Source organism: Microvirga yunnanensis (genome assembly GCF_025460875.1).
The window spans coordinates 1-13341 of sequence record NZ_JAMXFI010000094.1; the positions used below are offsets into that span (position 1 = coordinate 1).

At 59.8% G+C, this 13341-nt stretch carries 16 protein-coding genes, 1 tRNA gene and 1 pseudogene; 9 read left to right on the forward strand and 9 right to left on the reverse strand.

Annotated elements, in window-relative coordinates:
• Positions 1–738 (forward strand): Crp/Fnr family transcriptional regulator (locus NF876_RS31460; protein WP_262272136.1); only part of this gene is annotated, 738 nt, incomplete at its 5' end.
• A gap of 92 nt (positions 739–830) precedes the next feature.
• A complete protein-coding gene (locus NF876_RS31465; protein WP_210808132.1) occupies positions 831–1049 on the forward strand; it encodes a dodecin in 219 nt (72 codons plus the stop codon).
• A gap of 691 nt (positions 1050–1740) precedes the next feature.
• Here NF876_RS31465 and NF876_RS31470 read toward each other — a convergent pair.
• Both NF876_RS31470 and NF876_RS31475 read right to left on the reverse strand, forming a co-directional pair.
• Positions 1741–2130: a cupin domain-containing protein gene (locus NF876_RS31470; protein WP_262272137.1), complete on the reverse strand. Its 390-nt coding sequence runs from the start codon at positions 2128–2130 to the stop codon at positions 1741–1743.
• A 274-nt stretch (positions 2131–2404) separates the two neighbouring features.
• Positions 2405–3439, reverse strand: coding sequence for a patatin-like phospholipase family protein (locus NF876_RS31475; RefSeq protein ID WP_262272138.1), 1035 nt, complete (start codon positions 3437–3439; stop codon positions 2405–2407).
• A gap of 812 nt (positions 3440–4251) precedes the next feature.
• On the opposite strand from NF876_RS31475, the gene NF876_RS31480 reads away from it, so the two are divergent.
• The gene (locus tag NF876_RS31480) at positions 4252–4653 is read left to right on the forward strand and encodes a response regulator (protein WP_262272139.1); all 402 of its coding nucleotides are present in this window, start codon (positions 4252–4254) and stop codon (positions 4651–4653) included.
• 71 nt (positions 4654–4724) lie between these two features.
• Here the strand turns inward: NF876_RS31480 and NF876_RS31485 are convergent, their stop codons facing one another.
• Positions 4725–4982 carry a hypothetical protein gene (locus NF876_RS31485; protein ID WP_262272140.1) on the reverse strand — a complete coding sequence of 86 codons (258 nt, stop codon included), beginning with the start codon at positions 4980–4982 and terminating at the stop codon, positions 4725–4727.
• Positions 4983–5134: 152 nt separating this feature from the next.
• Positions 5135–5503: a phasin family protein gene (locus NF876_RS31490; RefSeq protein ID WP_262272141.1), complete on the reverse strand. Its 369-nt coding sequence runs from the start codon at positions 5501–5503 to the stop codon at positions 5135–5137.
• A gap of 208 nt (positions 5504–5711) precedes the next feature.
• On the opposite strand from NF876_RS31490, the gene NF876_RS31495 reads away from it, so the two are divergent.
• The 4 genes from NF876_RS31495 (at position 5712) to NF876_RS31510 (ending at position 8018) form a co-directional block, all read left to right on the forward strand.
• Positions 5712–6851 (forward strand): phasin family protein, encoded by a 1140-nt coding sequence (locus tag NF876_RS31495; protein ID WP_262272142.1) that lies wholly within the window; start codon positions 5712–5714, stop codon positions 6849–6851.
• Positions 6852–7009: 158 nt separating this feature from the next.
• Positions 7010–7085 (forward strand) — tRNA-Ile (locus tag NF876_RS31500).
• 266 nt (positions 7086–7351) lie between these two features.
• Positions 7352–7615, forward strand: coding sequence for a hypothetical protein (locus NF876_RS31505; protein ID WP_262272143.1), 264 nt, complete (start codon positions 7352–7354; stop codon positions 7613–7615).
• Between the two features lie 214 nt (positions 7616–7829).
• Complete coding sequence (locus tag NF876_RS31510; RefSeq protein WP_262272144.1) at positions 7830–8018, forward strand: hypothetical protein; 189 nt, start codon at positions 7830–7832, stop codon at positions 8016–8018.
• A 922-nt stretch (positions 8019–8940) separates the two neighbouring features.
• Here NF876_RS31510 and NF876_RS31515 read toward each other — a convergent pair.
• Positions 8941–9369, reverse strand: a pseudogene (locus NF876_RS31515) (IS5 family transposase); the annotation flags it as partial.
• Positions 9370–9371: 2 nt separating this feature from the next.
• On the reverse strand, positions 9372–9722 hold the full coding sequence (locus NF876_RS31520; protein WP_210808149.1) for a transposase: 351 nt from the start codon (positions 9720–9722) through the stop codon (positions 9372–9374).
• A gap of 260 nt (positions 9723–9982) precedes the next feature.
• Between NF876_RS31520 and NF876_RS31525 the strand changes: the two genes are divergently transcribed.
• Positions 9983–10270: a hypothetical protein gene (locus NF876_RS31525; protein WP_262272145.1), complete on the forward strand. Its 288-nt coding sequence runs from the start codon at positions 9983–9985 to the stop codon at positions 10268–10270.
• Between the two features lie 271 nt (positions 10271–10541).
• On the opposite strand, the gene NF876_RS31530 is transcribed toward NF876_RS31525, so the two are convergent.
• From NF876_RS31530 to NF876_RS31540, 3 genes are all read right to left on the reverse strand, one after another.
• Entirely contained in the window at positions 10542–10802 is a 261-nt protein-coding gene (locus tag NF876_RS31530; protein WP_262272146.1) for a hypothetical protein, read from the reverse strand.
• A gap of 480 nt (positions 10803–11282) precedes the next feature.
• Entirely contained in the window at positions 11283–11492 is a 210-nt protein-coding gene (locus NF876_RS31535) for a cold-shock protein (RefSeq protein WP_262272147.1), read from the reverse strand.
• 646 nt (positions 11493–12138) lie between these two features.
• Complete coding sequence (locus NF876_RS31540) at positions 12139–12600, reverse strand: Lrp/AsnC family transcriptional regulator (RefSeq protein WP_262272148.1); 462 nt, start codon at positions 12598–12600, stop codon at positions 12139–12141.
• Between the two features lie 177 nt (positions 12601–12777).
• Here NF876_RS31540 and NF876_RS31545 point away from each other — a divergent pair, with 177 nt between their 5' ends.
• The gene (locus tag NF876_RS31545; RefSeq protein WP_262272149.1) at positions 12778–13074 is read left to right on the forward strand and encodes a hypothetical protein; all 297 of its coding nucleotides are present in this window, start codon (positions 12778–12780) and stop codon (positions 13072–13074) included.
• Positions 13075–13341 lie beyond the last annotated feature (267 nt).

Here is a 13341-nt window from a genome sequence, read left to right on the forward strand (position 1 = left end):
CGCGCTAATCGCCTTTTGGCGGCCCTGGAGCCGGACGACTTCGCGGCACTGGAGCCGCACCTGGACGGGGTTTCCCTGCAGCAGGACCAAGTGCTGTACGAGGCGGGGGATCCTCTGAGGCATGCCATCTTTCCTCAGGACACGGTGGTGTCGCTGGTGGCCGTGCTGAAGGACGGCCGCTCGGCCGAGATGGCGGTCTATGGTCGAGAAGGGGCCCTAGGCCTCGTCAGTGCGATGACAGCCAGCCACTCCTTCGGGCGCTACATCGTGCTGAATTCCGGCACTGCCTCCCGAATCGAGCTGGAGCGCCTGCACGCGGTGATCGGCCAGCGCCCGAAGGTGCGCCAACTGGTGTTGCGCTTCGCCGAGGCGATGATGGCCCGGGTTCTGCAGAACGTCGCCTGCAATGCCGTCCACAGTGTCGAAGCCCGCGCCTGCCGCTGGATCCTGAGCATGCACGACCGGCTCGATCGGAACACCGTGCCGCTGACGCATGAGTTCCTGGCCGACATGCTGGGCGTGCAGCGCTCCACCGTCAGCAGCATCACCCGATCACTCCAGGAGGCAGGTCTCATCAAACAAGGCCGTGGTGTCATCACGGTGACCGACCGCGCCAGTCTGGAGCAGACCTCTTGTGAGTGCTACGGCACTGTTCGCAGCAGCTTTGAGCGGCTGCTCCCTCACACCTATGGGAATACCTCGACCACCAATCGACGTCAGCAGCCGCAATGTTCCTGATCCTCGTTCCACGCGCCGGCTGAGCGCACCGGCCTCGCAGGCGAAATCGGTCGCCCTACCTATGATCCTTGGATACAAGCAGGGAGGGTAGAATGTCCGATCACGTCTACAAGGTCGTTGAACTGGTGGGCTCGTCGACGAGCAGCATCGAGGATGCAATCCAAACGGCAATCAAGCGTGCCGACCAGACCTTACGCAACCTGAGGTGGTTTGAGGTGGTGCAAACCCGGGGACATGTGGAGAACGGCGAGGTTCACCATTACCAAGTCGTGCTCAAGGCGGGTTTCACGCTGGAAGGTGAACATCCATAACAGGATACGGCCTCGTGCGACGGGGCGCGATCAGGCGAAACGAAAGCCTGCCCTCAGCGGGTCAAGACGCGCGGCGCTCTACGCTCCACCACAACAGGTTGTCGGCCTGGCGCAACCCGAGCCTGAGTCAGTGGCCGGCTGGAGAGGCGTGGCCTGGCGGCGGCTGCCTTGAGAATCGCGGCTCTGACCTCTGCCTCCGACAAGCCCATCAGCCTTGCGGCAATCTCTGCCTGACCATCAACCCCGTCGGTGAGACCCTGCGCGGCATAGATCGCCTCTTCCAGGGAGGGAGGATTGAAGCGGAGTGAGGTCTGGACGCCAGACGGCTTCTTTTTGGGTGCGGGCATCGATCAGGTCTAACAATAGAACTTGTGGCTACGGATCTTGGACAGGATGTAGATAACGAACATGGAGGCCCCCAGCAGTGACCGGCCTTAGTGGCCGGCGATCATTGTTCTTGCTGCGCTGCAGCATAGAAGGATCGGGCCTTTCCTGAGGAGCAGCATCCTCGAAGAGGTGCTATGCCTTTATGTCATAGCATTCGGAAATGGCGGCTTCTTCAGAAGCAATTGATCGCATCCCTATGTAAATTCTTAGTTTCCATCTTTCGCTCGGCTCGGTTTAAGGCTTGAGGAAGTATAGCACTGGACCTCGGCACCCGGAGCGTTAACGCGACACTCTCCTGAACCTATCAAACAGTTGGTTCCCAGATCCCATCGACGGCAAACGCCTCGCCGTCGCCCGGCCACGGCGGCATCGTAGTTCCCACCGCCGTCAGGGGCTCGGGCGAGACGGAGCGAAACTGGAAGCGGGCTCCAACCGGGATTGAGATGGCGACCCCAGGCTCCACGTCCACGACTTCTTCCCGGTCATGCCAGCGGCGCCACATCTGCCCCCGACCAGAGACGAAGTACCAGACCTCCTCAACGCTCCGGTGCGCCATGGCCCTCGAGACCGCGTGCGGCGGCAGCGTGAAATGCGCCAGGCTGCCCCGGCTCGTGCTGCACAGGACCCGCACCTCGGAGCCATCTGGAGCAGTGGCATCTGGAAGCTCCCCGAGGCGGTTCGTCGCAAACGACATGGAACATACTCCTGCGGCCAGCGGGTGACGGTTACCACATTAGACTAAGCAATGCGATGTCAGGCCTCCGCCAGTGGTCTTCCCCCTGAAGCAGGTGCTCTCAGCAGAGGACACCGGCAGCGAGGCGGCCAGAAACTCCTGTTCATGCGTATGGTCAGAAACATCGCATCTGGACAAGCGGCTAGGAAGGGCAGGTCTCCGTTGCCGGCAGGCACTCGCAGCCAGTGCAATCAACAGGAGAGGTTGCGTTCGAAGCTCATCACTGAGGAAAGGGTTAGCTCGAAAGTCCGTTAGTCGCCCCCGACAACCATTTATCCGCTGCTGCCTGTCCCACATCACGAAGCTGAAGCAAGAACGGCCAATCCAGATTGAGCGCGCTCGATTGGCTCAGCAGCGGAAAGCTCTCCTCAGCCGCGATATGGTGGAGATGTAGCTTGCGGAGCTTGCGCGAGAGAACTGATCCTCCCGGCTCAGCGCCAGACAATGACCGCATGGCAGCGAGAGCGTCCATATCCCGCAGAAGTGAGCTGTTGAAGGTAATCTGCTCCATGCGCTTGGCGATCTCAGAGGATGTTGTTGGCATCTCTGCGCCAGCCGTTGGCATGATTTGCACAATCAGAGCTTCAGAAGCTCGTGAGGCAGAAACCAGCGGGATCAGTGGCGGGTTGGCCGAGTACCCGCCATCCCAATAGGCTTCACCATCAATCGAGACGGCATGATGAATAACCGGAAGGCAAGCGGACGCCAGAACGGCGTCGAGCGTTAAAGCCTTCTCACGAAAGATGTGCAATTTGCCATCGCGTACGCGGGTAGCTCCAATGAGCAGCCGCACACTGGGATTCGCCCGCAGGGCATCGAAGTCAATTTCGCTGGCCAACAGCGATTTGAGCGGGTTCACGTTAAATGGATTGAACTGGTACGGGGATAGGACGCTGGTTGCCATGGCCAGTGCGGCACCGGACTGCGTCCGAGGCGCAGTATCGCTGGCGCGCCTCCAAAAACGCTCCAGTTTCTGTCGCGCACCCAATCGGCCACCTTCGGACAGCCCCGAGGCCAGAAGAACAGCGTTGACCGCGCCGGCACTTGCGCCACTCACAGCATCCAGCACCAGATCATCCTCGGCCAGCAGGCGATCAAGGACGCCCCAGGTGAACGCACCAAAAGAACCACCGCCTTGGAGAGCCAGAGAGAGTCGTCTCCTGCTGGTCTTCGACGCGATGACCCGGCGCCGAATTGGGGCAGGTGCGTCGGCTTGGGTGCCGTGGTCAGGGTGAGAGCCGATCAGGAGGTCTTGGAGTGAGAGTTTCATGGCGAACAAACTGTGCAGTGCACCACAAAGTTCAACAAGGCAGACCTGCTCAAAATGCAGCCATTAGCGGGTCCCAGCAGATTATGCGCACAAAGCAGCTCGTCTGCCGAGAAACTGATCAGTTTTGGCGCAGTCAAGGAAGTGCTCTGGCGATCCATGTTATCGACGCATGGCGATGCAGATTGTTACCCGCGAGCTGCATTGCAGCGATCCTAGCGGAATAATGCGGGACCTAGGGAAAAATGGCGCTCAGTCAATAGCCAGCCTTCGCCAAAAACGAGTGCGGCGTTCTTGATATCAGTTCAGCCGCTTAGAGAAATCGCGTCGCGGCAGAGGCGGTGCTGCTTCGGATAATTTGTCCAATGTGTATGTCTTGGACACAAGCGCCTGATGGCCAAGGGCTGTCAAAATGGCTATCGGAGCGATGTTCAGCTCCTGGTGAATCGCTCTCATCAGTCAATCGTCCTTGGACGCATCGTTGAGTACACCAGGCTCGAAGAGCGACGGCTGTGCTGACTCCGAGATTGTCTCAGGCCGCAAGCCGGTGACATTCACAAATGGAATGATCCGGCTGATACCAGCAGCGAGAATACCAAAGACATTGATCCCCAGGGCATCAATAGTCTTGCAACCTTATGGTCCGCTCCTTGAGCCGGTTGCGTCCATTCCAGCATCTCACATGGGACATCAGTTGCAGCCGCTGGGTTCTCACCCACCTTTGTGCGGATGACCACAAATGTCACCGAGTAGATCCCCTGATGTAAGCACTTGTTAACCATGTGGGCGGATCCTTCTCTTCTGAGAGGCGCCATATGGCTCGACAACCGCTTGTTCTTCTGGTTTCCAAGGATCGACTGACTGGCATCCTGACCAGCAACGGCCTTCTTGGCTATGGGTATGACGTCTTGGTGGCGGCCAGTGTTGAGAAGGCTTTTGAGCTTCTGCGCACAACCCCGCGCATCAGCGTTCTGGTCATCAACGTAGAGTTGGGGAACTTCTCCGAGGGTTTGGCACTCGCGAAGGCCGCCCGCAAGGATGACCCAAACATCAAGGTCGTCTACACCTGCGGCATTCCCAACAGGCTCCCGGAGCGGGAGAAGGTCACTGGCGCTCCCTGCCTTCGAACGCCGTACCGTCCGCACCAGCTTGTCGGTGTCATCGGGCAAATATCGAACCGGTCCATTCCTGACGAGCATGAGATGCACGCCGCCTGACATCTCGGATCGGATCTGACGTGCTCTTGAGGAGCGAGGTGGCGTTAAGAATCTAGCCCGCAATGCTGGTCTCAGGCCAGTCTCAGGCGCCTTGCATTTGCTTGGACCTGCCTTCGGTAATCCTGCACGACCTGATGAGCCGACCCACCGGCTGCAACTGTCATGGCGGCGTCCATGAAGGCGAGCATCTTCTCTGTCACCATGAGCTGCGCCTCAGCCGGAGTACCCTGACCCATTGCAATCTGCGCCAAGCGCAGGCTTATCACACTTTGCGCTTCCAAGCCGAGCAGAGTTGTATCGAGGGTGAGCCTGACCCAAGATCCCAGCATTGTTGCTTCTCCAGTGCTACGGATTGCTTGGCGAGCCGTTGGGCTGATCAAGCAAGCGCTATTGATGCAATCAGGAAGTATGCACAGCAGCAAACATAAGAGAGCGCCCGACGGCGAGCCGGACGCTCTAAACAGGCTGATGGTGCCTGTGATTACTTTGCACGCGTTGTGGGCTTTGCCGGGGCGAAGGTCGCCTGCGCGGCAGAGTAGAGGGCACCGAACGGCGCAAGGCTGTCCTGAGCCAGCTTGGCATAGAGCTCACGGGTCTTCGTTGACTGAGCAACGAAGCCTTCGTAGGCGCTCTTCGCGTATTCGGTCTGGATCTCGATCACCTTGTCGAGCGACTTGACGCCAACGAGCTTTTCGAACGTGGAGGCAGTCTGCTCAAACGACTTCTTGGCATAGTCGGCGGTCTCGACAGCGATCGCCTGCGTGCCGGTGGTGGCAACCTCGAGTGCCTTCACGGTCGCGCCAAAGCTGTCTTTGCCGAGCTTCTGAACGGTCTCAAACGGCTGGTTCATGATGGTTCTCCAAAAAGGGCGCCTTGCCCGCTGTAAGATGCAGCCGCTCAAGATATCGGCTGCTGGCTTATTGTGCATCGCACAATGAAAGTCAAGGCTTATTGTGCGGCGCACAATCGCGCGGTTTGGGCTATATTGCCGCGCATCACGGCCAATCTAAGCCGAAGGCTTGCTCCCTCATGCTGCACTGCCATATGAATGGTCGAGCTTGTTGACTGCGGCTGTGTCGTTGTTGCGTTCTACAAACCAACAAGCTTGCCTGCCCAATTGCGCGTACCTGTCTCTGGCGTTCTTTCACCCCTTGGCGGGATCTCGCCTTACGACCGCTGCAGGCTCTGTACGGTCGATGATGCCGGATCCTCTGTCCTGTCTGCGAGGAATGATGATCAACCGAACCATCGGCCAAACTCCGCCTGATAAAGCCAACGAACTCATCGCCCAGCTGCTGGGGACAGCCAATGATGCTGCTGAGACCCGCGAACAGTTGCTCGCAAGCCTGGCTCATGAGCTGTATCTTCTGGCCAATCTGCAGGAGCAGCACCTGTTTCCGGTGCTGGAGAACCACCCAGAAACCGCTGACCTCGTCCGCGAAGCGCGGGATGACAATCAGCAGACCAGGGCTCTTCTGGACGAGCTTGCCGCCACGCCGAAGGACAGCGATACGTTTCTGCCGAAGGTCGAGGAGCTGAGGAAGGTGTTCCAGCAGCACATCCGCAACGACAAGAACGAACTGCTTCCGGTGGTGCTGAAGGTCCTGAACGAGGAGGAGGTCGAGGCGGTCGTCGAAAAGGTTGAGGAGGAGATCGCCGAGGCCACGCGGGCGGCCGGTGACCAGCCGGTCCGGCGCCCGAGGGCTAAACGCACACCGCGCACAAGCGGCAACCTGCTGGCGGCAGTTGAGGCTATTCCGGAGGCTACCCAGGACATAGAGCAGGAGATCCAAGCGACGGCCCAGGCCAGCCTGCCGGTCGCAGCCGAAATCGTTGACCGCGCCATCGAGGTCACCGGCGTCCAGGGTCAAGTGACATCAAACCTTCTGGATCACGCGCCACGATATCTGCAAGCCGTAGCCCGTTCGAACAGGATCCTGGCCCGCGGAACCGGCACGATCGCACTGGAATGGTTCGGCCTCAGACAGGAGCGCCTGCTCAAAAACCTTGATGGCATGAACGAGTTATTGGGCTGTCGCTCGATACCGGATCTGGTGAGCCTCCAGAGCTCTCTGATCCGTCAGAATGTTGAGCAGATGATTGGCAACAGCCAGCGTCTCGCGCAGATCTCGGCCCAGGTTGCGCAAGAGGCCACTCAGACGATCATGTCTCCGACGGCAGATCGGCCCATCTCCTGATAGGCTTCATCAAAGCACTCCCGGCCTTGATGCCGGGAGTGCGGCAAGGCCGTGTTAGTCAGGAGACAACCATTCTCTTGGACCGCGGCGTCGTTCATGACTTAGTAGTGATCATGCAATAGCCAAGCCACTTTCGATCCGGCATAGTCCGCGTCTGTGGGCCTGTAGCTCAATGGTTAGAGCCGGCCGCTCATAACGGTCTGGTTCCCGGTTCGAGTCCGGGCGGGCCCACCACATATCGACCCAACGCCGTTTAGACCTGCCCGCTCATCCAAACCAACCCGTCCAATAATGACCGTTTCCTCTCCCTCTCAGGATGCCGCTCTCGTCGACCATCACGGCTATTGCATCCGCCTCAGCCCGAGCGGCTTGGACTGGATGGCCCTCGTGACCCGGCCCGACCATAAGCCCACTCTGATCATGGCCCCAGGGCGGGAGACGGTCCTGGCCAAAGCCCGAGAGTGGATTGATCACCAGCTGGCCCCGGACGCGAGCCCGCAATGACCTACAGCCTGATCCAGCTGGCGCCCGGCGCCTATGACCTTCTCCTCGGCGACACCATCGTGGCCAGCGTGGTGAGAAGCGGCCTGCGCCAGCCCTATACTTGGACCGCCGAACTGCTGGAGGAGTTGCCGCGGAGCAGGCGGCCCGCACCGTTCCGGGAGGTCGAGCACAGCTTTCCGTCCTTGGAGGAGCTGTGCGCCTGGCTTGGCCACCCAGCTGTGAAGACCAACAACCGAGGCACCGCGTCTCAGGGTGCATGAGAGAGAAACGCCCCGGCGGAGGCGCTGTCTGAAACCTCGACCGGAGCGGGTGTGCCAAGGGAATGACGCACAGCATGAATGTACGTCATCCTGAGCCAGCGGCAATGCGGCTCTCAAAAGCCAGCGGATCACGCGCATAAAGACCCGCCGTGTAACCTGCCGGCTACAGACATCAGCGTCGAAATCCGACATATCGCATCGCCGAGCGACACGATTGGATCGCCCCTCCCACCATTTTCCAGAACCTGCCGCATTCATCGAGGTCTTCATCATGCCGCCGACAGAGGTTGCAGCGCCTGTCTTTGTTCCGACACATGCCCCGACATTCACACAAGCCGCCGTGCGGTTTGTCGTTTCCTTTGCCGCCCTGATCGGCCTGAGTTTGCTGCTGGCCGCGCTCTAAGGCCACATTGTTCGGCGCCTGTGCTGATTCCGATACAGCCAAAGCGCTGGCCATCAGGCATATTGGCGGCGTCCTTGAAGGAACGGCTGGGGGGCCGAATCTCCCTGGAAGGGGAGCGCCTCTGCCCTGCACGAGGCGCTTCTCTTTACCAGGACAGGCGTGATCACGCTACCAACGTGCGTGGCTGTGCCCAAGGATGAGCTCTCGCGACAAGTGCTGATCGATACGCTGGTGATCTCGACCTGGCATATGAGCGGAAACGCGAGGTCCTCAGCAGAGGCTCACGCGGCGCTACGCTGACGGCGCCGATGCTCGCAAAGCTCAGAGACGAGTGCCGCATCAGGCAGCCCTCCAGGCAGTCACCTGCGGCCCTCCCAAACCCACCTGAAATCCGCTTGAAACTCGGATCCCTTCATGCGGCGGACTACCGTCGACAGACTACCACGGTGAGCATGAGATAATTGGCCAACCGACGCAAGGCGCCCGAAATGAGGTGGCAGGATCGAGCGCTGCTCGGCCAAGTCGAGCTTAAAAGGAAACGCTCCAGCCAAGAGAGGTTCGCTTTAACTCTCAGCCGGAGCGCCGTAACTCCCGTAGGGGCAACTACTTGAGCCACGTCTCATAGGCTAAGTGGTCTCCATCCATCCGCAACTGAGCAAGAGGAGTGGGTCTTTGGTCCTGGACCACGCCCTGTTTCCTTTCAGGAGTAGCTCCAAAATCCAAATGCTTCGGCGAAGGTCGATCGGTCTATCAGCCAGGATGTCTGCATGCAAAATGAAGTGACATCGCGCTTTGGATCCAGGCCAGGCAGTCTGACAGTCGAGGCCGCCCGATGTAGCAGCTTGCCAGTTTAAGGATGATCACAGGCTTTTGCTCGCTCTCACGCGAATGCTCCGGTGGCTGTCGATCCCGCAAGTGGGTCCTAGGTCGTGTGGACGGATTTGATGAGGATGAAGCTCAAAGCAAGCGCGACGAAGGAGCCGTAGTTCTCGTCCGTTTTCTCGCAGCGTAAGGCAATGCGCTTGAACCGCTTGAGCTTTCCCATGGTCTGTTCGATGCGAGCCCGCCCACGATAGAGCGCTTTGGGAAAGAACTTCGGCTTGTCCTTGGTCGTCGTGCGGTACGGAATGGCCGGGCAGATGCCGCGGGCCCGGGCCGCCTGTCGGTTGGCTTTGGCGTCATAGCCCTTGTCGCCTACCGCAGCGCGGGGCGTGATGTCCGGCCCGACGTCGAGCAGGGTTTCGAAGTGCGGGCTGTCGCTGGCCTCACCGCCGGTCAGGCAAAAGCCCAGCGGGTCACCATCCCAGTCGGTCTTGAGGTGGATCTTGGTCGAGAAGCCACCCCGGGAGCGACCTAGCGCTTGTCGGCTCTGCCCCCTTTTGCCCCGGCCGCCGAGACATGGGCGCGTACGATGGTGGAATCGAACATCTGCACCAGATGCGCCGTGCCACTCAGGGCCGCCAGGGCCTCAAAGAAGGCCTCGAACACGCCCGCCCGGCTCAAGCGCCAAAAGCGTTTCCAGACCGAGTTCCAGTGGCCGAAGCACGCCGGCAGCGCCCGCCAGGTGATGTTGTGGACGGTGAAATAATGCAGCGCCTCCAGGAAGCGGCGGTCGTTGCGGCCCTTGGCGCCGCGCCGGGAGCACGAGCCGGCAAACACCCGCAGCACCGTCGCCCAGTCGTCCTCCGTCATTCCCGTCAGCATGGTCGCGCCTCCTGAAGCCGACCTGCCATGAATCATTGCCTGCCTGATTTGGGAATCCACTCACCCAATGCTCATCCCAATCCGTCCACATGGCCTAACCTGAATCTGCGGGAGACAGGGACAGAGAAACTAATCAGCTTTCTCCTAATGGCCTATGTGCCGGGCTCGAAATTTGAAGCAGCATTGGAGAACCTGAGAGCGGCTATCGGCGAAACCGGAGGCGCTTGACAGGATCGGCCGCACTGGGACGAGAGGCGAAGATGAATCGAGAACAGCAAGCCGCTCGGATCGAGAAGATTGTTGCGACGATTGCCGAGCGGGCCGTCAGCGTGCCCTCTGGTCACCGCTCCGCCTACATCGAGGATGAAGTTGAGAAGGTGCGGCAAGCCTTCCTGCAGACCTATGAGGCTGATGAGGGGCTGAGGGGTTACGCCATGGAGTTCGTCGACAAGATGAGCGGGTGGATCGAGGCCCGAGTTCACGCGCTGGAGACCGGGGCATCCGGCGAGGCCAACGCGGGGGAGGGAAGGGAGGAGCTAAAGTCCTGAGCCACGATCACGCTATCATGCACAACAGGCTTCCGAAATGGATGTCCCGTAGGACGGAACGTCTGTGACCCTCCGGATCGCGGATGAGGAGGCCCTACCAACCTAGGTGGTGCCGGTCAGTGTCCGGGAAACCAACGACAGGAGGCTGAGCCTGAACACTTCGTCCAGCCTGAGCGTCAGCGAGACTGCCGATCCGGGATCTGATGCCGTGCTCTCCGGACGGCAGAGATCAGCAGCATCGCTGTCAGCCGCTGGGCTAGAAGCGACCTGATTACCGCCGCTTTCCCTGGGACTTTGCCATCATCTGCCGCATCGCGGCTTCTGCTTGAGCTCTCGCCTCTGCATCATGATTGAGATTTCGCACTTCAGAGGTCTCACCCTGATCCTGCAGGCCGTTCTTGCGCGCCCGCCATTGTCTCGCCTGGGCGGCTGTCGCGGCAGCGTTGGCAAGCTTCTCGAGCCGATCGAGGTGAGGCGTGCTGGCCTGATCCTTTTCGGGTTGCTCCTCGCCTTGCTTCAGACGGTCCGCCATGAATCAAGCTCCTCAGGTCTGGTTCTGGTGCATGGGAAAGGGAGGCGTTGCTCGCTCTCTACTCAGTAACAAACAACTGACGGTCGGACCACCACCATCGTGCTCGTCCTTTCGTCACAGACCTGTCGCCGAGGGTCACTGGAGCGAAGTTTTAGCCCCATGGCTTGAGGGACAAGGGCAGGCTCGGATGCACTGCTCTCCTTGTCGCCCCGCCCACCCGTCTGTGAGCGGCCCTCGGCGCTGGTCGAACATTTCGACCGATCGCACCTGCCATGCAATATTGGCGCGTCTGCCCGTCTCTGACCTGATTGACTGGAACGATGCGAAGTGCCGCTCGGCAGAAGGCGAGGCCGCTTTTGGGACATGAGGCTGAAGCTCTCGCTCCGTCAGCCCCGAATGGCGTAGCCGGTCCAAACAGTAAGCCGCCCCGTCAGGAGCGGCTTATGGGTCAGTCCCGAGTTGCCGATCCGGTTGTGTCCATCAAGCCTTCTGGAGGTTGGTGGCCGACTCTTTGCCGGTCCGGCGGTCGGCCTCCACCTCATAGGAGATCTTCTGGCCTTCGACGAGGCCGCGCATGCCGGCCCGCTCGAGCGCCGAGGCATGCACGAAAACGTCCTTGCCGCCGGTGTCGGGCTGAATGAAGCCATAGCCCTTGGTATCGTTATACCACTTCACAGTACCAGTCGCCATTGAGTATTCCTCAAGTCCCGTCAGGTGCGCTTCCGCCAAGCTATCCTGCCGTGTCTGGCCACGAGGTCAAGCGTTTGGCTGACCGCTCGATCCTCACACACATCAAGCTACTTTCCCGGCCAGCCGCAGCGTCGCACGTATGTTCAGGTTGAGGAAATCTGCAGCAACCTGATCCTCGAGGCCAGTGAGGGAACAGCGCCGATGAGCAGGCCGACGTGCCTCCGGCTCGTGCTCAAGCCCTGCTGGCCACTTACTCATGGTAGGTGGAGTCCGTGCGAACTAAGCGGTCCATCACTTCACACGAACTGCAGGCTCTTTCCTTCGTCAGACCTGTTGCTCTTGATCCGGTTGCGAACGCCGGTGCGCCAAAGGACGGGTGTCTGTCTTGATGTCTTGATCAGCGTCACTCTCCTGCTCGCCTGCCTCTAAGGGTGCAACTTCTGGCGCCCGTGCCTTTTGCGCTACAGCCAGAATCTCATCCATCGGGCATTCTGGTCTAGTCCATGATGGAGCGGCTGGGGCCTGGTCCTCCCTGGAACTTAAGCGCCTCTGCCACACGCGAGGCGCTTCTCTTTGTCAGCCTGAACCTTTGCGGTTGCCGATTTTGGAGCCTGCCCCTTCACTGGACAGGAAGGAGACCATACGATCACCTGTCCGCAAGCAGCAGGGGATCAACGGATATAGCTCGCTTCAACTCCCGAAGGGCAAAGGTTGAGCGCGAGTGGCGGATGCCTGGAATTCGGTAGAGGCTCTCGCGCAGGAACCGCTCGTAGTGCTCTGTGTCGGCTACTGCCACTTTGACGAGATAGTCATAGTCTCCGGTCACGAGGTGTGCCTCAATCACCTCTGGGATCTGCGCCAAGGCATCGCCGAATTGTGCGAGGACATTCTCGTCGTGCCGATCAAGCGTCACCTCGACAAAGACCACATTCGGCAACCCGATAGCCTTGTGATTGAGAACCGCCACATAGCTCTCGAGGGCACCGTTGGCCTCCAGGCGCTTTACCCGGGTCCAGCAGGGTGATTGGGAGAGGCCAACCTTCTCGGCAAGCTCAGCCATCGTGAGCCGTCCGTCGCTTCGGAGAGCCGAGAGAATCTTGCGATCCATCCCGTCGAGCGATGGTCTGTCGCGGCCAAGTTGCCCCGCAGAATGCTTGTTCTGTCTCGCCGTCGATTTGCCAGGTTTCATTCTGAAATGAGAGCATAAAGCACGTTCTTCGGCAAGAAATCCTGGCCGAACTCCGCTAAAGTCTTCTCCAGTTGAATGGCCAGTTCGGAGGCAAGGATGTTGGCAGAACCGATGCGAGAGATTGTTGTCGAGGCAGCCCTCAACGATTCATACGATGGGGCAATCCGTCTCCTGGGCGATGCTCAGCGTTTCGGCTTTGAACTGCGTAGCTTTGCCCTTGCGGCGAGGACGGATGGAACTGCCTCAGCCATCATCACCCTCACTGTCCCGATCTCCGCCGATGCACAACTTGTCGCCACACGCCTGTCGCGTCACCCCTCAATGCAGCGCGTTAGCACTCGCACCGATGTTGGAAAGTCTCTCCTCAATCACCAGCAGGCCGCGGCTGCATGACGGCGTAGCCAGTCCAAAAGGAGGTTACCCGCGCTACGACCCTTTGATGCGACTGGTCAAGCGGATGGGTATACTAGCAGGGAAGCTCCCGTCGTCTCCCGCCGGATCGCGTGAAGTGCGACCTCCACAAGATCAAGGTGCTGGGCCATTTCAGGCTCGTCGCTCGGATCCTTGGCAGAACCCGCGCAATCCCAGGCGGCCTGGTGTTCTTGATGATGCGGACGAAGGGGAGCCGAGTTACCCGAACTTTCGTGTGTTGATTGTTTC

Bases quoted from the DNA above. Each gene is read 5' to 3' on its own strand.
- NF876_RS31535 (WP_262272147.1), bottom strand. From the start codon at position 11,492: ATGGCGACTGGTACTGTGAAGTGGTATAACGATACCAAGGGCTATGGC.
- NF876_RS31520 (WP_210808149.1), bottom strand. From the start codon at position 9,722: ATGCTGACGGGAATGACGGAGGACGACTGGGCGACGGTGCTGCGGGTG.
- NF876_RS31540 (WP_262272148.1), bottom strand. From the start codon at position 12,600: ATGGATCGCAAGATTCTCTCGGCTCTCCGAAGCGACGGACGGCTCACG.
- NF876_RS31530 (WP_262272146.1), bottom strand. From the start codon at position 10,802: ATGGCGGACCGTCTGAAGCAAGGCGAGGAGCAACCCGAAAAGGATCAG.
- NF876_RS31490 (WP_262272141.1), bottom strand. From the start codon at position 5,503: ATGAACCAGCCGTTTGAGACCGTTCAGAAGCTCGGCAAAGACAGCTTT.
- NF876_RS31465 (WP_210808132.1), top strand. From the start codon at position 831: ATGTCCGATCACGTCTACAAGGTCGTTGAACTGGTGGGCTCGTCGACG.
- NF876_RS31480 (WP_262272139.1), top strand. From the start codon at position 4,252: ATGGCTCGACAACCGCTTGTTCTTCTGGTTTCCAAGGATCGACTGACT.
- NF876_RS31525 (WP_262272145.1), top strand. From the start codon at position 9,983: ATGAATCGAGAACAGCAAGCCGCTCGGATCGAGAAGATTGTTGCGACG.
- NF876_RS31505 (WP_262272143.1), top strand. From the start codon at position 7,352: ATGACCTACAGCCTGATCCAGCTGGCGCCCGGCGCCTATGACCTTCTC.
- NF876_RS31475 (WP_262272138.1), bottom strand. From the start codon at position 3,439: ATGAAACTCTCACTCCAAGACCTCCTGATCGGCTCTCACCCTGACCAC.
- NF876_RS31545 (WP_262272149.1), top strand. From the start codon at position 12,778: ATGTTGGCAGAACCGATGCGAGAGATTGTTGTCGAGGCAGCCCTCAAC.
- NF876_RS31485 (WP_262272140.1), bottom strand. From the start codon at position 4,982: ATGCTGGGATCTTGGGTCAGGCTCACCCTCGATACAACTCTGCTCGGC.
- NF876_RS31470 (WP_262272137.1), bottom strand. From the start codon at position 2,130: ATGTCGTTTGCGACGAACCGCCTCGGGGAGCTTCCAGATGCCACTGCT.